Annotated in this window: 19 protein-coding genes and 1 tRNA gene; 11 read left to right on the top strand and 9 right to left on the bottom strand. The window is 64.4% G+C overall.

The window, feature by feature from the left end:
* Nucleotides 1-246 precede the first annotated feature (246 nt).
* The 3 genes from KQH53_09905 (at nucleotide 247) to KQH53_09915 (ending at nucleotide 4,133) form a co-directional block, all read left to right on the top strand.
* Nucleotides 247-2,043 (top strand): AAA family ATPase, encoded by a 1,797-nt coding sequence (locus KQH53_09905; GenBank protein MCB2226978.1) that lies wholly within the window; start codon nucleotides 247-249, stop codon nucleotides 2,041-2,043.
* Between the two features lie 169 nt (nucleotides 2,044-2,212).
* Nucleotides 2,213-3,397 carry a 12,18-didecarboxysiroheme deacetylase gene (gene ahbC, locus KQH53_09910; protein MCB2226979.1) on the top strand — a complete coding sequence of 395 codons (1,185 nt, stop codon included), beginning with the start codon at nucleotides 2,213-2,215 and terminating at the stop codon, nucleotides 3,395-3,397.
* Between the two features lie 163 nt (nucleotides 3,398-3,560).
* Nucleotides 3,561-4,133 carry a CatB-related O-acetyltransferase gene (locus tag KQH53_09915; protein MCB2226980.1) on the top strand — a complete coding sequence of 191 codons (573 nt, stop codon included), beginning with the start codon at nucleotides 3,561-3,563 and terminating at the stop codon, nucleotides 4,131-4,133.
* Here KQH53_09915 and KQH53_09920 read toward each other — a convergent pair.
* Nucleotides 4,130-4,861, bottom strand: a complete 732-nt coding sequence (locus KQH53_09920) for a phage Gp37/Gp68 family protein (protein ID MCB2226981.1) — start codon at nucleotides 4,859-4,861, stop codon at nucleotides 4,130-4,132. The two genes, KQH53_09915 and KQH53_09920, sit on opposite strands and share 4 nt — an antisense overlap.
* Before the next feature lie 2 nt (nucleotides 4,862-4,863).
* The gene (locus KQH53_09925; protein MCB2226982.1) at nucleotides 4,864-6,000 is read right to left on the bottom strand and encodes a three-Cys-motif partner protein TcmP; all 1,137 of its coding nucleotides are present in this window, start codon (nucleotides 5,998-6,000) and stop codon (nucleotides 4,864-4,866) included.
* A gap of 192 nt (nucleotides 6,001-6,192) precedes the next feature.
* On the opposite strand from KQH53_09925, the gene hemB reads away from it, so the two are divergent.
* The 7 genes from hemB (at nucleotide 6,193) to KQH53_09960 (ending at nucleotide 11,938) form a co-directional block, all read left to right on the top strand.
* Nucleotides 6,193-7,170, top strand: coding sequence for a porphobilinogen synthase (gene hemB, locus KQH53_09930; GenBank protein MCB2226983.1), 978 nt, complete (start codon nucleotides 6,193-6,195; stop codon nucleotides 7,168-7,170).
* A 2-nt stretch (nucleotides 7,171-7,172) separates the two neighbouring features.
* Nucleotides 7,173-8,192 (top strand): DUF933 domain-containing protein, encoded by a 1,020-nt coding sequence (locus KQH53_09935; GenBank protein MCB2226984.1) that lies wholly within the window; start codon nucleotides 7,173-7,175, stop codon nucleotides 8,190-8,192.
* 43 nt (nucleotides 8,193-8,235) lie between these two features.
* Nucleotides 8,236-8,312: transfer RNA gene (locus KQH53_09940), tRNA-Met, on the top strand.
* Nucleotides 8,313-8,408: 96 nt separating this feature from the next.
* Nucleotides 8,409-9,569 carry a multidrug effflux MFS transporter gene (locus tag KQH53_09945; GenBank protein ID MCB2226985.1) on the top strand — a complete coding sequence of 387 codons (1,161 nt, stop codon included), beginning with the start codon at nucleotides 8,409-8,411 and terminating at the stop codon, nucleotides 9,567-9,569.
* Between the two features lie 66 nt (nucleotides 9,570-9,635).
* Nucleotides 9,636-10,892 (top strand): radical SAM protein, encoded by a 1,257-nt coding sequence (locus KQH53_09950; GenBank protein ID MCB2226986.1) that lies wholly within the window; start codon nucleotides 9,636-9,638, stop codon nucleotides 10,890-10,892.
* Between the two features lie 99 nt (nucleotides 10,893-10,991).
* Nucleotides 10,992-11,579, top strand: coding sequence for a hypothetical protein (locus KQH53_09955; protein ID MCB2226987.1), 588 nt, complete (start codon nucleotides 10,992-10,994; stop codon nucleotides 11,577-11,579).
* A complete protein-coding gene (locus tag KQH53_09960; GenBank protein ID MCB2226988.1) occupies nucleotides 11,576-11,938 on the top strand; it encodes a hypothetical protein in 363 nt (120 codons plus the stop codon). The genes KQH53_09955 and KQH53_09960 overlap by 4 nt, the downstream gene beginning before the upstream one ends.
* Here the strand turns inward: KQH53_09960 and KQH53_09965 are convergent.
* Both KQH53_09965 and KQH53_09970 read right to left on the bottom strand, forming a co-directional pair.
* Nucleotides 11,931-12,125, bottom strand: coding sequence for a hypothetical protein (locus KQH53_09965; GenBank protein ID MCB2226989.1), 195 nt, complete (start codon nucleotides 12,123-12,125; stop codon nucleotides 11,931-11,933). The genes KQH53_09960 and KQH53_09965 overlap by 8 nt on opposite strands.
* A gap of 174 nt (nucleotides 12,126-12,299) precedes the next feature.
* Nucleotides 12,300-14,135 (bottom strand): adenosylcobalamin-dependent ribonucleoside-diphosphate reductase, encoded by a 1,836-nt coding sequence (locus KQH53_09970; GenBank protein ID MCB2226990.1) that lies wholly within the window; start codon nucleotides 14,133-14,135, stop codon nucleotides 12,300-12,302.
* Nucleotides 14,136-14,239: 104 nt separating this feature from the next.
* Here KQH53_09970 and KQH53_09975 point away from each other — a divergent pair, with 104 nt between their 5' ends.
* Nucleotides 14,240-14,719, top strand: coding sequence for a hypothetical protein (locus tag KQH53_09975; GenBank protein MCB2226991.1), 480 nt, complete (start codon nucleotides 14,240-14,242; stop codon nucleotides 14,717-14,719).
* 86 nt (nucleotides 14,720-14,805) lie between these two features.
* On the opposite strand, the gene KQH53_09980 is transcribed toward KQH53_09975, so the two are convergent.
* The 5 genes from KQH53_09980 to tsaA all read right to left on the bottom strand — a co-directional run bounded on the left by KQH53_09980 (nucleotide 14,806) and on the right by tsaA (nucleotide 18,146).
* Complete coding sequence (locus KQH53_09980; protein MCB2226992.1) at nucleotides 14,806-15,480, bottom strand: superoxide dismutase; 675 nt, start codon at nucleotides 15,478-15,480, stop codon at nucleotides 14,806-14,808.
* 117 nt (nucleotides 15,481-15,597) lie between these two features.
* Nucleotides 15,598-16,362, bottom strand: coding sequence for a tRNA 2-thiocytidine biosynthesis TtcA family protein (locus KQH53_09985; protein ID MCB2226993.1), 765 nt, complete (start codon nucleotides 16,360-16,362; stop codon nucleotides 15,598-15,600).
* Nucleotides 16,363-16,621: 259 nt separating this feature from the next.
* On the bottom strand, nucleotides 16,622-17,458 hold the full coding sequence (locus KQH53_09990; protein MCB2226994.1) for an MBL fold metallo-hydrolase: 837 nt from the start codon (nucleotides 17,456-17,458) through the stop codon (nucleotides 16,622-16,624).
* Nucleotides 17,455-17,733 carry a hypothetical protein gene (locus KQH53_09995; protein MCB2226995.1) on the bottom strand — a complete coding sequence of 93 codons (279 nt, stop codon included), beginning with the start codon at nucleotides 17,731-17,733 and terminating at the stop codon, nucleotides 17,455-17,457. Before KQH53_09995 ends, KQH53_09990 begins: the two co-directional genes overlap by 4 nt.
* Nucleotides 17,733-18,146, bottom strand: coding sequence for a tRNA (N6-threonylcarbamoyladenosine(37)-N6)-methyltransferase TrmO (gene tsaA, locus KQH53_10000; protein MCB2226996.1), 414 nt, complete (start codon nucleotides 18,144-18,146; stop codon nucleotides 17,733-17,735). The genes KQH53_09995 and tsaA overlap by 1 nt, the downstream gene beginning before the upstream one ends.
* Nucleotides 18,147-18,153: the final 7 nt, after the last annotated feature.

The following is an 18,153-nucleotide window of genomic DNA, read 5'->3' on the forward strand; positions in this document are numbered from 1 at the left end:
CTTCGTCCAGAGGCAACCACTGGCGCACAACGCAACGTTCCCTCCGGATGGGACCGGGTGGCTAATCAACGAATTATTACACCACACCTCACGATTTTGCAATAGCGGCGACCCCAAAAAAACATACGCAAGCCGCCGCCTTGCGATGACCCCCCAGCCTTCTTATATTGGATATATGGAGTCCGGCTCCGGCCCCCAGGAGGGACAGGAGCGACTCGCCACCTTTGTATAAGGCAGGATCAACCCATGAGCCAAGAAAAAAATAACGCCCCCAGCGGCGAAAAGACCAAGCGCGGCTCCTCGGACCACGAGCGCCTGGAACGGCAGCTCAGCGAATACGTGGCCAAGAAGTACGCTTCCAAGGCCCGCCAGGCCGCGCCCGAGTTCTGCGCCTTGCCCGGCCTGGACAGCGAGGACGAGGACGGGGTGTGGAGCCGCATCAACTTCGACATGCGCCCCGAGGAGCTGGTGGCCTATCTGGACCAGTACATCGTGCGCCAGGACGAGGCCAAGGCCGTGCTGGCCACCAAGATATGCACCCACTTCAACCGAGCGAAATACCTTAGCAAGCACGCTAGCGACGACCCCGCGGACGGGGTGGGCCTCATCAAGAACAACGTGCTTTTGATCGGCCCCACCGGGGTGGGCAAGACCTACCTGGTCAAGCTCATCGCGGCCAAGCTGGGCGTGCCTTTCGTCAAGGGCGACGCCACCAAGTTCAGCGAAACCGGCTATGTGGGCGGCGACGTTGAAGATTTGATCCGCGACCTGGTGCACGAGGCGGGCGAGGACCTGGAGCTGGCCCAGTATGGCATCGTGTATGTGGACGAGATCGACAAGATCGCGGCCAGCCACAACCTCATCGGCCCGGACGTGAGCCGCACCGGGGTGCAGCGCGCCCTGCTCAAGCCCATGGAGGAGACCGAGGTCGACCTCAAGGTGGCCCACGACCCCATCAGCCAGATCCAGGCCATCGAGAGCTATCGCAAGACCGGCAAGCGCGAGAAGCGCACCGTGAACACCCGGCATATTTTATTCGTGATGTCGGGGGCTTTCGGTGACTTGCCCGAGGTGGTCAAGCGACGGATGAACAAGAAGGAGCTGGGCTTCGGGGCCAAGGTGGTCGACCCGGCGGCGGACCAGGAGTACTTCCAGGAGATTACTCCCCAGGACCTGGTGGAATACGGCTTTGAGAACGAGTTCGTGGGCCGTCTGCCGGTGAGCGTGGTCCTGGAGGAGCTGAGCGCCGAGGACTTGCACCAGATACTGCGCAACCCGAACAACCCGGTGATCATCAGTAAAAAGAGGGACTTCGCGGCGTACGGCATCGACCTGCGCCTGGAGGACGAGGCCTTGCGGGCCTTGGCCGAAAAGGCGGCGGAGATCAAGACCGGCGCCCGCGCCCTGGTCACGGTGGTGGAAAAGGCGCTGTTGCCCTTTGAGCGGGTCTTGCCCAGCACGGAGATCAAGCATCTGCTGGTCACTCCCGAGCTGGTGGCCGACCCCAACGCCGAGCTGGAGCGCATCATGGCCGGCGAGGAGGCCGAGGCCGACCTGGAGCGCTTCGAGCTGGCCGGCCGGGCCGAGCGCATGGAGCTGTTGAAGATGATCGCCAAGCGCGAGGCGCTCTACGCCGAGCGCCTGGAGGCCGAGCTGACCCCGGCGCGCATGGACCTGATCGCGGACGAGTATTACCGCGCGGGCATGAGCCTGGGCGCGGCCTACGACCGGGTCATTGACCGCCTGCGCCAGGTAAAGGAGTTCGAGGTCGCCTTCTTTGACCGCTATGGTATAAAGATCAAGTTCTCCGAGCCGGCCGAGGTGGCCATATTGGCCGGGGCCGCGGCTGAAAGCTGCGGGGTCCAGCTGTATTGCCAGCGTCTCAGCCAGGTGCTGGAGCCGGGGCTTCGGCTGGTCAAGGACCGCACCGGACGCTCCGAGTTCCTGCTGCCCGAGGACGCGGTGTACGACACGGACCGCTACCTGCATCACTTGTTCGAGGAGCACTACAATCAGACCCTGGGCGAGCCGAGGCAAAGTTAAAGCAACCACTATAACTTTATCGACCGCTCGTCCAGGCGGAACGTTGCCCATATAAACCCACCTGAATATCGCGCCAGCGATATTCAGGAAGGTTTTTTGAAGGGGATGCCCGAAGGGGAAACTTTTTTGCAAAAAAGTTTCCCCTTCGGAAATACGCGAAAGGCCCGTCATGATCGGCATATCCAAGCTCTACTGCGGGACGGTGGAACCCAGCGACGCGCTGCGTTACGGCCGCAAATCTAAGGACTTGCCCAGCCATCTGCTTCAGTTCGCCGAGGACAAGAAGCCGGTGGTGGTCTGGAACATGACCAAGGCCTGCAATCTGAAGTGCGTTCATTGCTATGCCCACGCCACGGCCGGGCCGGCCAGCGACGAGCTGACCACCGCCGAGGCCAAGGCCATGATCGACGACCTGGCCATGTTCGGCTCGCCGGTGATCCTGTTCAGCGGCGGCGAGCCCCTGATGCGCCCCGACCTGCCCGAGCTGGCCCGCTACGCCACGGGCAAGGGCATGCGGGCGGTGATCAGCACCAACGGCACGCTGATTACCAAGGACAAGGCCAAGGAACTCAAGGACATTGGCCTGAGCTACGTGGGCGTGAGCCTGGACGGCATGCCCGCGGTGCACGACAAGTTCCGCGGGGTGCCGGGCGCATTTGAGCAAGCGCTCGAAGGCATCCGCAACTCCATGGCCGCCGGGCTCAAGGTGGGCTTACGCTTCACGGTGTTTCAGCACAACGCCGCCGAGGTGCCCGCCTTGTTCGACATCATCGAAAAAGAAGGCATCCCGCGCATTTGCTTCTACCACCTGGTCTACGCCGGGCGGGGCAGCAAGCTCATGGACGAGGACCTGGGCCACCAGGGCACCCGCGAGCTGCTGGACCTGATGATGGACCGCACCAAGGCCCTGTTCGACAAGGGCATCTGCCCCGAGGTGCTCACCGTGGACAACCACGCGGACGGCCCCTACGTATACTTAAGGCTTTTGCGCGAAGACCCGGAGCGGGCCAAGGAAGTCCTGGAGCTGCTCAGCTGGAACGAGGGCAACTCTTCGGGGCGGGGCATCGGGTGCGTGTCCTGGGACGGCAAGGTGCATCCGGATCAGTTCTGGCGGCACCTGGACCTGGGCAACGTGCGCGAACGGCCTTTCAGCGAGATATGGAGCGACACCAGCCACCCCGTCCTGGGCAAGCTCAAGGACAAGCGGCCGCATGTGACCGGCCGCTGCGCCACCTGCCGTTGGCTGGACATCTGCGGCGGCAACTTCCGGGTGCGCGCCGAGGCCGCCACCGGCGATCTCTGGGCGCCCGACCCGGCCTGCTATCTGACCGACGAGGAGATAGCCCAGGCGTAATCACCCGGATTAACGGCTATCTTTTCGCCAACTTACTTTCCCCTCGGAAAGCCGTGGCCCTATGCCTCTGCTCGATCCCACCAAGAAAAACCCCATGGTCATGCCGGACGGCACGGTCATCAAGACCGTGGTGCACCTGAACCAGGTGATCGACCACCCGCGCATGGAAATCGGTGATTTCAGCTACTTCGGGCATTTGGAGGTGCTAGAGGACTACGCCGGGTACCTGGCGCCCTACCTGTTTCCCCTTAGCCCGGAAAAGCTGGTGATCGGCAAGTTCTGCCAGTTAGCCCACGGGGTACGCATCATCACCAGCTCTGCCAACCACGACATGAGCGGGTTCTCCACCTTTCCCTTTAACAACTTCACCATGACCCCCCATACCACCATGGATGATATACGAGCCATGTTCAACGTCCCCGGCCGCAAGGGCGACACGGTGATCGGCAATGACGTGTGGATGGGCATGAACGCCACGATCATGCCCGGGGTCACGGTGGGCGACGGCGCGATCATCAGCGTGGGCGCGGTGGTGGCAAGGGACGTGGAGCCCTACACCATCGTGGGCGGCAACCCGGCCCAACCGCTGAAAAAGCGCTTTGACGAGGCGACTATCCAGGCCTTGCTGGAGATCCGCTGGTGGGACTGGCCGGTGGAGAAGATCGAGGCCAATATCGACGCCATCACCAGCGCGGATATTGAGAAGCTGCGCGAAGTGGCCAAGCCAGCGGCTTAGGCATAGGCCAGCTTCGGGCTTTCGCCGGGCATACCATCCCAGGTCCGGCCGTCCAAAAGGCGGCCGGCCTTTTTTTTGTTGACCCCGCCCCACTGCTTGAAGAAGAAGGGCACTCCCTCGGCCAGGCATCGCGCCTGAATCTGGTGAACCCATTCCTCGCGCATAGGCCGGGCCCCTGGGCCTGACTCCCCGCCCACGATAACCCAATCGATACCTTTTAAATTCAGGTTTGGAAGGGGGCCGAGCAGGGGCTCCAGAGACAGGAACTTGACCTTGGCCGGGGTGTCACGCAGGTAGTCGATGCGGTCAACGTGGTCGGCGTTTTCCACGGTCACACCCATCCAGATGTGTTCGGGCCATGGAAGGTGTGGGGCAACCTCGGCAAGGCGAGCGCCCCGCTTGGTGAGTACCTGGTAATGGTGCTGGTCTCCCACGACCATTACCGCAAACACCTTCTTTATATAATCGGTGTCCACGCTCTGGTGGAAGAGGTCGCTCATTGAGTTGACGAAGATCATTTTGTGCTTTTTCCAGCCCAGGGGCACGTTGAGCATGTGGGGCTGGAGAGTCACCTTGAAACCGTGGGCATAGTTACGGTTGCCCATGGCCTTGAGCCGCTTGGCCAGACGCTCGGCGTAGCAGTAGCGGCACCCCTCGCTGATCTTGGTGCAGCCGGTGACCGGGTTCCAGGTCGCCTCGGTCCACTCTATTTTGGAGGAACTAGACATGGTTAGGAGCCTTTCTCTGGAAAGGTCACTATAGCATTATCAGCCAATGTGTTTTTCCTTCTCTTTTCTGCCGGTGGATTTATTTTTAATCTTCCTTCAGCCTCCAACCTTTTTAAAGCATCCTTATAATGCTTAATAATATATGGCTTCCCAAAATTATGTTTCATATAAATATCAAAGACGCTCAAAGATTCTCCCGAAAAATCCTCTAACAACATATCGCGCAAATCTTGCATTGGCCTATAGCCATAAGCCAACAATGGAAACTTTTCATTATCGACAGGAGCATATTCGAAACTTGGCACTCCTTGATACTCTTTCGAACTTTCTCCGCTCATAATTGTCTTCATTATGTCGTAGCCTTTGTAATGTTTACTTACGAAAAACAAGTGATGGCTTGTACGTATCCCGGGATCATCCTTAAAACGAAAATTAAGAACAAATTTGCCACCGCATTCGATACGCAAGGCCTCGGTCATGGCCGACAGAATAGCATCCTCGCGGTCGTCGGGCCCCATACAACCAATTCGACTCCTCAGATATTCTGCCCTTCTCTCTCCAAACAAATCATCCAGATGCTGTTTGAACGAACCGACCTCCAACGAACGGTTAATCCTGGCATAATTAAAAAAGAAGATGCAGTCGCTTCCAAAATCCTTAATCAGGGACTTAATCAATGGCAAGGTAAGCCCCTTATAACCCCATGGGTCTAAAAAACTTAGAGTGGGCGGCAACTTATTATTTTCAAATATTTTAATTAATTCTTCACCAACTTCATCCGACATGAATCGAGGTTCATTTTGCAACAATTTTATATTCGGTATCTTTGCAACTTCCCTCTCAAGATCGTTAATATTCTCCGAATTGATATCATTGAAAAAGGTTTTTAATCTTTTCATCAACTCTGGCGCACAAACAGCCTGTTCAAGTATCAATATCGGAGTTGAAATAGTTCCATCTTTATAAACTCCTGGCCCAGCGTATAAATCTACATACGCAAGATTGCCTCTGCCTATGCCAGGATTCTTTTTAATCATTCCAAGCATAACACTCGACCAAGCTTTGAAATACTTGGCTACTATTATTGATTTAACTTTGGATTGCTCTTTCGGTTCTTCAAAAAAGGAGTTGTCAACCATAAGGCCCCCCGACCTTGCACTCTATTTAACGGTCATCACAGAAAACTCCTGCGATTCACTGATCCTCTTGTATCTACATACCATACACGCGTTGATCTTAAAAGAAGTTTTTAGGTATGTTGACCCCCCCGCTCCCCTCCGGTAATACTGTCCTCACAGTCACTTAACCCTGTTTGCCGTGGAGGCAACCCCATGTCCTTCCCCCTGGTGCGGATGCGCCGCCTGCGCAAATCCGAGGCCATGCGCCGGATGGTGGCCGAGACCGTGCTCAACCCGTCCGACTTCATCTACCCCCTGTTCGTGTGCCCCGGCGAAAACGAGTGCCAGGGCATCGGCTCCATGCCCGGGGTGAACCGCTTTTCCATCGACGCGCTCACCGAGGAGTGCAAGGCGGTCTACGACCTGGGCGTCCCGGCGGTGATCCTCTTCGGCATCCCCGAGAAAAAGGACGCCCTGGGCACCGAGGGCTACAGCCCCAAGGGCATCGTGCCCCGCGCGGTGCGGGCCATCAAGAAAGCAGTCCCCGGCCTGCTGGTGGTGTGCGACGTGTGCCTGTGCGAATACACCAGCCACGGCCACTGCGGGGTGCTGGACAAGGGCCACGTGCACAACGACGCCACCCTGGAGCTCTTGGCGCGGGCCTCGGTGGCCTATGCCCAGGCCGGGGCGGACATCGTGGCCCCCAGCGACATGATGGACGGCCGGGTGTGGGCCATCCGCGAGGGCCTGGACGAGGCAGGCCTGGAGGACACGCCCATCATGTCCTACGCGGCCAAGTATGCCTCCGCCTTCTACGGCCCCTTCCGCGAGGCGGCCGACAGCGCGCCCCAAGAGGGCGACCGCCGGGGCTACCAGATGGACCCGCCCAACTTCCGCGAGGCCCTGCGCGAGGTGGCCCTGGACGTGGAGGAGGGCGCGGACATGCTCATGGTCAAGCCCGCCCTGCCCTATCTGGACGTGCTCAGCGCGGTGCGCCAGGAGTTCGACCATCCCCTGGGCGCTTATCAGGTCTCCGGCGAGTACGCCATGATCAAGGCCGCTGGCGAGCGCGGCTGGATCGACGAAGAGCGGGTGATGATGGAGAGCCTGACCTGCATCAAGCGGGCGGGCGCGGACTTCATCCTGACCTATTTCGCCAAGGACGCCGCCGCCTTGCTGGGGAGGCGCTAACCATGCGCCTGGCCCTGTGCGGCATGCCCTCGGCGGGCAAATCCACCCTGTTCGCGGCCCTGGCCGGACGCCGGGCGGCCACGGGCGGGCGCGCCGAGTCCAACCTGGCCCTACTCAACGTGCCCGACCAGCGGGTGGACGACCTGAGCGATCTGTTCAAGCCCAAGAAGACCACCTTTGCCCAGATAAGCTTCGTGGACCCGCCCCCGCCCCCGGCAAAGCCCGAGGACCCCACCGCCAAGATGCCCCCCGAGCTGCGCCAGTGCGAGGGGCTCTTGCAGGTGGTCAGGAACTTCGACGGCGGCCTGGGCGCGCCCGACCCGGCCGGGGAGTACCGCGCCTTTGTGGACGAGATGCTCCTGCACGACCTCATCAGCGTGGAGCGCCGCCTGGAGCGCATCGCGGGCGAGCGCCAGCGCGGCCGCGAGACGGACAAAGAGGAGATCGCCCTGCTGGAGCGGGCCCAGGAGCTGCTCAACGCCGAGCGCCTGCTTGGCGAGGACGAGGAGATCCCGGGCCATCCCAAGCTCAGGGGCTTCGGCCTGCTCACCGCCAAGCCGCGCATCGTGGTGGTCAACAACGCGGAGGACGACCCCGAGGCCCCGGAGTTGGGCGAGGGCGTCACGCCGGTGGTGGTGCGCGCGGCCATCGAGGCCGAGCTGGCCGAGCTGGAGCCCGAGGAGGCGGCCGAGTTCATGGCCGACCTGGGGCTTGCCGAGAGCGCCCTGGACCGGCTCATCGCCGCGGCCTATGCCGCCAGCCGTTTGATCAGCTTCTTCACGGTGGGCGAGGACGAGGTGCGCGCCTGGACCATCACCCAGGGCACCGACGCCCAGCACGCGGCCGGGGCCATCCACTCCGACCTGGAGCGGGGCTTCATCCGGGCCGAGGTGATGAGCTACCAGGACCTCATGGAGCAGGGATCCGAGGCCGCCATCAAGAAGGCGGGGCTCTTGAAGGTGGTGGGCAAGGACTATATTGTCTCGGACGGCGAAATAATGCACGTCCGCTTCAACGTATAGCCTTGACAGAAGGGCCTTTGCCCACTAAATATTAGCTCACTCTGGCGATGTAGCTCAGATGGTGAGAGCATGCGGCTCATATCCGCAGTGTCCGGGGTTCAAGTCCCTGCATCGCCACCATAAGCAATGGATCGGGGCCGTCCCTCGGGGCGGCCCCGTTGATTTGAAGCGGCCTGCGCCCCGCCCCAGGCGCCGCCCCGCCTCAGCCGAGGCCCCGTGCGCAAATACGTCATCCTCATAGCCATCCTTTCGGCCTTCCCCCCGCTGAGCACGGACATGTACCTCCCGGCTCTGCCCGAGCTCCAGCAGCTTTGGCACCAGCCCCTGGCCACGGTGAACCTCACCCTTATCTCGTTCCTGTTCGTCTACTGCTTCGGCATGTTGTTCTATGGCCCCATCTCCGACCGGGTGGGGCGGCGGCGGCCCCTTATGCTGGGCATCTCCTTCTACGTGGCCGCCAGCCTGGCCTGCGCCCTGGCCGGCGGGGTGTGGTCCATGGTCGGCTTCCGGGCCTTGCAAGCCGCCGGGGCCGCAGCGGGCACCGCCCTGGCCCTGGCCATTGCCAAGGACCTGTTCCAGGCCGAGCAGCGCGCCCAGGTCATCGCCTACGTGTCGGTGATCCTGGCCCTGGCCCCCATGCTGGCCCCCATCCTGGGCGGCTGGATCATGGCCGTGGTCACCTGGCACTACATCTTCGTGGCCCAGGCCGCGGTGGGCGCGGTGGCGCTGGTCGCGGTGTGGCTCATGCCCGAGCCGCTAACCGAGCGCTCCGGCGAGAAGCTGCGCCGCTCTTTTCGCACCTACGCCCGCCTGCTCACCAACCGCCGCTTCATGGGGCTCAACCTGGCCACGGCCATCCTGAGCCTGCCCTTTTTTGCCTTCATCGCGGGCTCGGCCGACATCTACATCACCCGCTTCGGCCTCAGCGAGACCACCTTCGGCTACTTCTTCGCCTTCAACGCCCTGTCGCTGATGAGCGGGTCGTATCTTTTCTCGCGCCTGGCCCGGCTGGTTTCGGTGCGCAGCCTGCTCACCCTGTGCTTCGGGGGGATGCTGGCCGCCGGGCTGGCCATGTGCCTCATCCCCCACACCGGCCCCTGGTCCCTGGCCCTGCCCAACTGGGTGCTGGGCTTCTGCGTGGGGCTCTCGCGCCCGCCGGCCACCAACCTCATCCTGGAGCAGGTGGACACCGACACGGGCAGCGCCTCCTCGCTCATCGCCTTCAGCTTCATGCTCCTGGGCTCGCTGGGCATGTTCATCGTGTCCCTGGGCTGGACCGACAAGATCATGGTCATCGGCGCCCTGGGCGCGGCGGTGGGGGTGGTGGACCTCCTGTTCTGGCTGAAGTATCGCAGCCGCTACGCGCTCAAGCGATAAGGCTGGACAGGCCCGAACGGCTGATTTATACCCGTAGGAGCGCCCCTCCCTCCCTATGGTGAGACCATGCCCTCCTATCGCGTGAAAAACCTGGCCATCAGCATCGACAAGGACGGGGCGGGCGGTTACGCCAAGGCCACCTATCCCATCCGCTTTGGCAAGTACTCCGAGATACGCACCCCTGACTACGAGTTCCATCTCAACCAAAAAGGCGAGATCAAATTCATCCGTGGCCTGGGCATGGGCTGGCGGCACCCCGGCGAGCTCTTAAAACGCACCGACGGCAACGACTGGGTGTACTACTCTCTGGGCTCGGTGGGCGAGCGCATCAAGGACCTCCTGGGCGAGTACTACCTCCCCTGCCTGCCCTACCCCAGCAACAGCATCTGGGAGTTCAACCCCTTCACGGACATGAACATCATGCAGGCCTTTGGGGCCTGGGCCCAGACCTGGGCCACCCTGGTGGAGATGCCCGCCGCCGGGCTGCCCGGCCCCCTGGCCGCCTTCCGCGAGATGGTGGCCGCCAACCACGACACCGCCCTGCTCAACAGCGCCCGGGAGCTGACAGCCATCGGGGGCGAACGCGTCTCGGTGCTGCCGCCGGACACCTGCCACGTGGACTACGAGGTGATCCCCCTGACCGTGGCCGACGGCTGCCGCTATCACTGCGGCTTCTGCTGCGTGAAATCGCCCCAAGCCCACCGCCCCCGCCCCTGGGACGACATCGCGGGCCAGATAGAGCGGCTCCGGGCCTTTTACGGCCCCAACCTGAGCTCCTACAAGGCGCTGTTCTTGGGCAATCACGACGCCCTGGGCGCGGGCGGGGAGCTTTTGGCGCGGGCGGCCGAGGCGGCCATCGAAGGCCTGGCCCTCGAGGACGCCCAGCTTTTCCTCTTCGCCAGCGCGGACTCCCTGCTGGAATGCGGCGAGGATTCGCTCACCCGCCTCGGCCAGCTGGCGGGCGGAGTGTACATCAACCTGGGCCTGGAGTCGGTGGACCCGGCCACCCTCAAGGCCATCAAGAAGCCGCTGAGCGCCGCGCGGGTGCGCGAGGCCTTTGAGCGCATGTTGCAGATCAACCGAGACCACGAAAACATCGAGGTCACGGCCAACTTCCTGCTGGGCGAGATGTTCGGTCCGGAGCACTACGGCTCCCTGGCCGAGCTGTTGGCCGGGGTGGACCCGCCCCCCGGGCGCAAGGGCGCGGTGTATCTCTCGCCCCTGCTGGCCAGCACCCGGAGGCCGGAGCTGCTGCCCGAGTTCTTCCGGATTAAGGAGGCCAGCCGCCTGCCCGCCTACATCTATCTGATCCAAAGGCTCTAACTTCCCCCGCCTTGCCCCGGCCACCCCGCCCCGCTACCATAAAAATACGCCCGCGACACTGCTGAAGCGGGCCCATCCCTGCGCACCAAGGAGGCATCCATGACCAAGGCTCAACTCTGGCTGGTAATCGCGGCGGCGCTGGTGGCCGGGCTTGTCGGCGGCTCCCTGGCCGGCGGCCTGGCCGTGGCCCAGGGCAAAAAGCGGGTGATCACGGCCAACGAGTTCCGCCTCCTGGGCCCGGACGGCGACACCCGGGCGGTCTTGGAGGTGACCCCCAACGGCGGGGTGGCCCTAGTCATGAACTGGATCAACGGGCGGCCCGGGGTGCTCATCTCGGCCAACCACCTGGGCCACTCCCGGGTGTTTTTGGCCGACGAGCGCGGAGTGCCCCGCACCGGCCTGGCCGTGACCAGCAAGCGCCTGGCCGGGGTGGTGGTCAACGACGCCAGGGGCAAGCTCCGGGCGGCCATGATGGAGCAGAACGGCACCGCCCAGGTCTCCATCACCCGGCCGGGCCAGCCGCGCCGCTTCGCCCTGGATCTCATGGTGAGCCAGCGGGGCCACCCCAACCTGGCCTTCAAGGACCCCCTGGGGCACAACCGCCTGTTCCTGGCCCTGGGCCAGAAGGACAAGCCGGTGATGTGGCTCTTCGACGACCAGAGCCGCCAGATCTGGGGCGCGCCATGAGCCCGGAGCTGAGCTGGGACGAGCTAAAGGCCCGCCCGGACATCCTGGGCAAGATCGATTGGGAGATCACCCCGGCCCAGGCCTTCGAGGCCTTTCAGATAAAGTCGGCCGAGGCCCACCGCCACCGGGGCCTGGGACAGGCGTACTACTTCTATCTGTCGGTGTGGCGCGGCGAGCGGCGGGTGCTGTTGATCAAGCGCACCTACACCCACAGCGAGGACATCGCCGAGGCTCCCGCCCCTGCGGAGCTGATGGAGCGGGCGGCCTCCGAGGGCCAAGGGCAGGACATGCCCCGGGGGCAGCTACCCCTGTCCCCCGAGCTAAAGGACTGGCTGCGCGGCGAACTGGGGCTCAGCTAGCCGCCCGGCCTTGGCAGGGGGTCAGCCAGGCGCAGTCGTCCTGGCGACAATCGTGGATCTGCCCGTAGCAGGGCTGGTTGCCCTCGGCCACCTGGATGGCCCGGATCAGCTCGGCCTGATCCAGCTTGGAGTACTCCTTCAGCTTCAGCTTGCGGGCGGTCTCGTGCAGCAGAATGGCCAGGCTCAACGCGTTCTTGTTGAGCTTGGAATAGTTCTTCATCTTCAGCTTGCGGGCCCGTTCCTGTAGTTGCTTTACGGTGGGCATACCTTGGCCTCCGGCTAAAAATTCCCTGCTTATAAGGAAAGTATCTGCCCGCCGGGCCACCCAGACAAGGACAAAAGCGCACCCTCCCGCGCCGGTCTATTCGCAGCCCGAGGCGCCGCAGAAGGAGCAGGCCAGACAACCGCCGTCGGTCTTGAGCAGCCCGCCGCAGCGGGGGCAATGCCCGGACAGGTGCACCCGGGGCGGGGCCTCGCGGCCGGGCAGGGGCAACAGCTCCAGCACCTGGCGGCCCCGGCTGCCGGAGCGGAACACCGTCACCCCCTTGAGCCCCAGCTGGTGGGCGCTCAGAAACACCTCGCGCACCGCTTCGGGCCCGGCCGAGGCGGGCAGGTTCACCGTCTTGGAGACCCCGTTGTCCGTGTGCTCCTGAAAAGCCGCCTGCATGGCCAGGTGGGCCGCCGGAGCCACCTCGTGCGCGGTGGGGAACAGGGCGGCCACCTCGGGGGGCAGGCCGGGCACCGCCCCCGCCTGACCCGAGGCGGCCAGGGCGCTCAGGCTCTCGGGACCGTCCAGGCCCAGCTCGGCCAGGCGGGCCAGGAAGCGCGGGTTGTACTCCACCAGGTGCTCACCCTCCAGCACCCGCCGGGTGTAGGCCAGGGCGAAGTAGGGCTCGATGCCAGAGGAGCAGCCCATGAGCAGGCTCAGGGTGCCGGTGGGGGCCACGGTGGTGACGGTGGCGTTGCGCATGTGCTGGTATTGGGTGGCCAGGCGACTGGCCTTGAAGGCCGGGAAGCTGCCCCGCTTCTTGCCCAGCTCCGCGCTGGCCTGGCGGGCGGCGGCGTGGATGCGGGCCATGACCTCGCGCCCCAGGGCCGCCGCCTCGGGCGAGCCGTAGGGCAGGCCCAGGTCCACCAGCAGATCGGCCAGGCCCATGACCCCCAGGCCGATCTTGCGGGTGGCCGAGGTAGCCCGGGCCACCGAAAGCAAAGGGAAGCGGTTCACCGTCACCACGTCGTCCAAAAAGCGCACCGCCAAGGCAACGGCGTCCTCCAGGGCGGCGTAGTCCACCGCGCCGTGGCGCAGAAAACGGGGCAGCACCAGCGAGCCCAGGTTGCAGGACTCATGGGGCAACAGCGGCTGCTCCCCGCAGGGGTTGGTGGCCTCCAGGGGCCCCAGCTCCGGGGTCAGGTTGCCTTGGTTGATGGCCTCGTAAAAGGCCAGGCCCGGCTCGCCGCTGGCGTGGGCCGCGCTCACCATCAACTCCAGGAGCGCCCCCGCCTCCACGGTGCGCACCACCTCGCCGCCGCGCGGGTTGATCAGCTCCCAGCCCGCCCCGGCCCTGACCGCGTCCATGAAGGCGTCGCTGATCATCACCGAGATGTTGAAGTTTTCCAAGCGGCCCGGGGTTCGCTTGGCCATTATGAACTGTTCGATGTCCGGGTGCCCCACGCCGAGCAGGCCCATGTTGGCCCCCCGGCGGGTGCCCCCCTGCTTCACCGCCTCGGTGGCGGTGTCGAACACCTGCATGAAGCTCAGGGGCCCGGAGCTGATGCCGTGGGTGGAGGCCACCACGTCGCCCGCCGGGCGCAGGCGGCTGAAGGAAAACCCCGTGCCCCCGCCGGACTTGTGGATCAGGGCGGTCTCTTTCACCGCCTCGAAGATGCTCTCCAGGCTGTCCTGTATGGGGATGACAAAGCAGGCGCTGAGCTGGCCCAGGGCGCGTCCCGCGTTCATCAGGGTGGGGCTGTTGGGCAAAAAAAGCCCGTCAGCCATGAGGCGCAAAAAGGCGCGGCGCATCTCCCGGCAGGCGTTGGCCCCGCCAAAGGACTCCTCGCCCCGGGCCACGGCCGCAGCCACCCGTCCCAGCATCTGCTCCGGGCTCTCGCACACCCGGCCCGCTTCGTCGCGCACCAGGTAGCGCCGTTCCAAGACCGGCAGGGCGTGGGGCCCGAAGGGGAAGTGCTCAGCGCTCATGTATCTAAGATAGCCCCAAGGCGGGGGGACAATGCAAGCGATCCGGGGTTGCGCCGGTGGTGGGCCAGCCCCCATCATGGGAACAAACCACCGAGGAGACGAATATGATCGCCCTGCTGTATCTGGCCGTGTTCATCGCCGGGGCCTGGCTCAACCTTTGGCTCATCGCCCCGCCGGTGCCCTTCATGACCGGGGTGGGCATCATGATCAAATGGCTCCTGTTCGCCTTCCCCGGGGTGGGGGGCCTCTTGGCCGCCTATGCCCACACCGCGCGGGCCGACAAGACCGCCGCCTACATCGGCTGGCAGCCGGGCAGCCCCTTCCAGTTCGAGGTGGCCATGGCCAACCTGGCCTTGGGGGTGGGCGGGGTCATGTGCCTGTGGATGGGCCCCGGCTTCCAGGCCGGGGTGGGGGTGGTGTTCAGCGTGTTCGTGCTGGGCGCGGCCCGGGGCCACTTTGACCAGCAAAAGCGCGAGGCCAATAAGGCGCCGGGTAACTCGGGCGTGTTCCTGTGGCTCAACGACATCATCGCCCCGGCGGCCATCCTGGTGCTCATGGGCATCCGGGGCATCTTCGGCGGCTAGGCCGCGCGCGGCAAAAGAATAGGAGCCCCACGCGGGGGCTCCTTACTAGTTCATCGCTGTATGGCGGTGGCTGGCGAAGCCGGTTTCTAAGAGCCCAAATTCTTGGCCGCGAAGTCCCAGTTGATCAGGTGGTCCATGATCCCCTTGATGTAGTCGCCCCGCCGGTTCTGGTAGTCCAGATAATAGGCGTGCTCCCACACGTCGATGGTGATGATGGGCTTCATGCCGTCCACCATGGGGTTCAGGGCGTTGGAGCTGCTCACCGCCACCAACTTGCCGTCCTTGAGGGCCAGCCAGCCCCAGCCCGAGCCGAAGCGGGTGGCCGCCGCCTTTACCAAGGCCTTTTTGGCCGCGTCCACGGACCCGAAGTCGGCCTTCATCTTAGCGGCCAGCTCGGCCCCGGGCGCGCCGCCCCCGCCGGGCTTCATGCTCTGCCAATAGAAATTGTGGTTCCAGACCTGGGCCGCGTTGTTGAACAAATATTCGTCCTTGCCGTAGGAGCCCAGCACGATCTGCCCCAGGCTCTTCTTGGCCCAAGGGGTGCCCTTGATGTAGGCGTTGGTCTTTTTCACGTAGCCCAGATGGTGCTTGCCGTAATGGAAGGAAATGGTGCGGGCGCTGATGTAGGGAGCCAGGGCGTCCTCGGCATAGGGCAAGGGCGGGCGCACGATCTGGCCGGCTTGGGCGGTCTTGGGCAGGGCCCCCAGGCTCAGCGCGGCCGCGCCCAGGGCGGCGGTTTTTATGAACTGGCGGCGCTCCATGCCTTCGTTGCTTTTATCCATGACGCGATCCTCCGGGATTGGGTTGCCGGGCCGGGCAGGCCAGCGGCCCTAATACCAGGGTAGGCCCGCGCGCCTGGCGAAACAAGGCGAGATTGATTACTTGGAACGGGGGCGTCCCAGGCGCTGGGTGGTGGGCGGGGTGGGCAGGCGGGCCGAACCGGCGCTGATCAGGGCGTGCCACATGTTGGCCCGTATCTTCTTGTTCTCATGGTGCATCTCGTCCAAGATCCCCCGCACGCGGCCCCGGCGGCTCTGCCCCGCGCTGGGGCAGCAGGGCGGCTGCACCGGCAGCTCCTTGATCGCCGAGAAGCGCCGGGTAATGTCCGCGCTCATCAGGCTCAAGGGCCGGATGAGCACCAGGTCGCCGTGGAACAGGGGCTGCACCGGCAACATGCTCGAGAGGTTGCCCGAGTAGAACAGGTTCATCAAGAAGGTCTCGAAGATGTCGTCCTGGTGGTGGGCCAGGGCCAGCTTGTTGCACTGGTGCTCTCCGGCGGCCATGAACAGGCGCTGGCGGCGCTTGAGGGCGCAGAAGAAGCAGGGGCTCTTCTCGCGGTTTTCCTCGCTGTGGGCGCGGGGGCCGTAGTCGGTCTCGATGAGCCGGAACTCCACCCCCAGCCCGGCGCAGAACTCGGCCAGGGCGGCGTGGTCCGTGGAGCCGAAGCCCATCTCCACGTGAAAGGCGATGAGCTTGAAATCGATGGGCACCCGCCGCAGGCGCTCGGCCAGGAGCCAGGTGAGGGCCAGGGAGTCCTTGCCCCCGCTGAGCCCGATGGCCACCCGGTCGTGGTCGTGGATCATGGACCAGCCGTGCACTGCCTTGCCGCAGAGGCTCACGGCCTGGCGTTCGACGTAAGCCACCTAGCCCACCCACTCCATGAAGGCCACGTATCCGACTGCACCAGCCACCGGCATACGGTGTTGCTGGCTGCGCTCGGTCCTCGACGTAGCACTGAAGGCTACGCCTGCGGCCCTCGCTTGCCAGACGCCTTGTCTGCCGGCGGCTGGCTGTGTCGGGCAGATGCGGGAGCCATTGCCCCTCAAAGCCTGGCCAAATACTGGAATAATTCTAATCCTCACGGAATGAAGGGAGCCCCGCGGCCTTCATGCAATGCGTGGGCTAAATCTCCAGGCTCATTCCCGCCGAGAGGTGGCCGAAGCGCTCCTCGCCCAGCTCGGCCAGCATGCGCGCGCACATGCCCAGGCCGGTGCAGTGACCCGCGATGACCCTTAGCTGGGGCCGCGCGGCCAGCTCGGCCAGGGCGGCGGCCTGCTGCTCGGCCGGGGCGGGGCCCAGGTGGGTGCCGCCGATCAACAGCGACACCGGGCGTCCCGAGGCCTCCCCGGCGGCCAGGAGCACGTTGATGGCCCCGGCGTGGGCGCAGCCGGTCAGGCACACCGGCCCGTTGGGGGCCTCGATGAGCATGGCCAGGTCGTCGGGCAGGGGGTCGGGCACCACCTCGCCGCCCTGCTTGGTCACCAGGTTGGCCATGGGCCCCTCGAAGCCGGTCTGGCGGGCGATGGGCGCCAGGAGCATCACTCCCGGCCAGGGCTCCATGGGCCCGTCCACGAAATGAAAGCGCGCGCCCAAGGCCTCGTACCCGGCCTGGGGCAGGGGCGGCCCGATCTCGCGCAGGGTGTCCCCGGGCAAATGCTGGGACATGTGACAGCCGAAGACGTTTTGGTGGCACCACACCCCGATGGGCTCGCTGCGCTCCCGCAGCAGGGCTTCCAGGCCGCCGGCGTGGTCATAGTGGCCGTGGCTGATCACCACCCCGTCCAACTCGCCGGGGTCCAGGCCCAGCACCTTCAGGTTGTTGATCAGGGCCTGGCCCATGCCCGTGTCGTAGAGGATGTTGCGGCCCTGATGCTCCACCCACATGCTCAGGCCGTGCTCGCCCAGCAGGGGAGAGGCGAAGCCCACCGAGTTTTCCACCACCACGGTCAATCGGCTCATGAATCGTCCTCCGGGGCGGGCTTTTGGCTTTTTTCCAAAACCTCCATCACCCGGTCCAGACGGCTAGGCGGCTGGGCCAGGAAACGGGCCTGCTCTTCGGGGGTGTAGTTGGCGTCGATGAAAGCGGCCACGTCGAAATGAGGCGAAAAACAGGTGAGCACCCTATGGCAGGGCAGGCCCTCCTGGGACTGGCGGCAATAGCCGAAGTTGATGGTCTGGCCCAGCATGGGGCACCAGAAGTGCTCCACCGCGTCGAAATCGTTGATCGGGCTCATCACTCCCCCTTCCGGGGTTGGTCCACCCCCTCCACCCAGGGCTTGATGTCCACCACCGGGGTGCCGTCGAGCATCTCCAGGCCGCGCACGCTCAGGCGCGGGCCGTCCACGGCCACCAGCTTCACCAGGGTCAGGGACAGGGGATTGGGGCGGTGGGGGCTGCGGGTGTTGAACATCCCGGTCTTGGGGCGGGAGTGGTCGCCCCGGGGATGCACCATCACCTTGGGCTCCCCGGAGCGGTCGAATAGGCAGATCACCCACAGCCAGCGTCCCGGGGTCAGCCCGGTGAGGCCCTGGAGCCACTGGGGCTCCAGCTCGATCACCGCGTCCATCCCGGCCTCGGGGCCCTGCTTGGGCGCTTGGTCCAGATTCTTGAGGCGGCTCTTAACCACCCCGATAGGGCGGTATGACACGGCCTCG

The sequence above is a fragment of the Desulfarculaceae bacterium genome, assembly GCA_020444545.1.
In the GTDB taxonomy this organism is placed as follows: Bacteria; Desulfobacterota; Desulfarculia; order Desulfarculales; family Desulfarculaceae; genus Desulfoferula.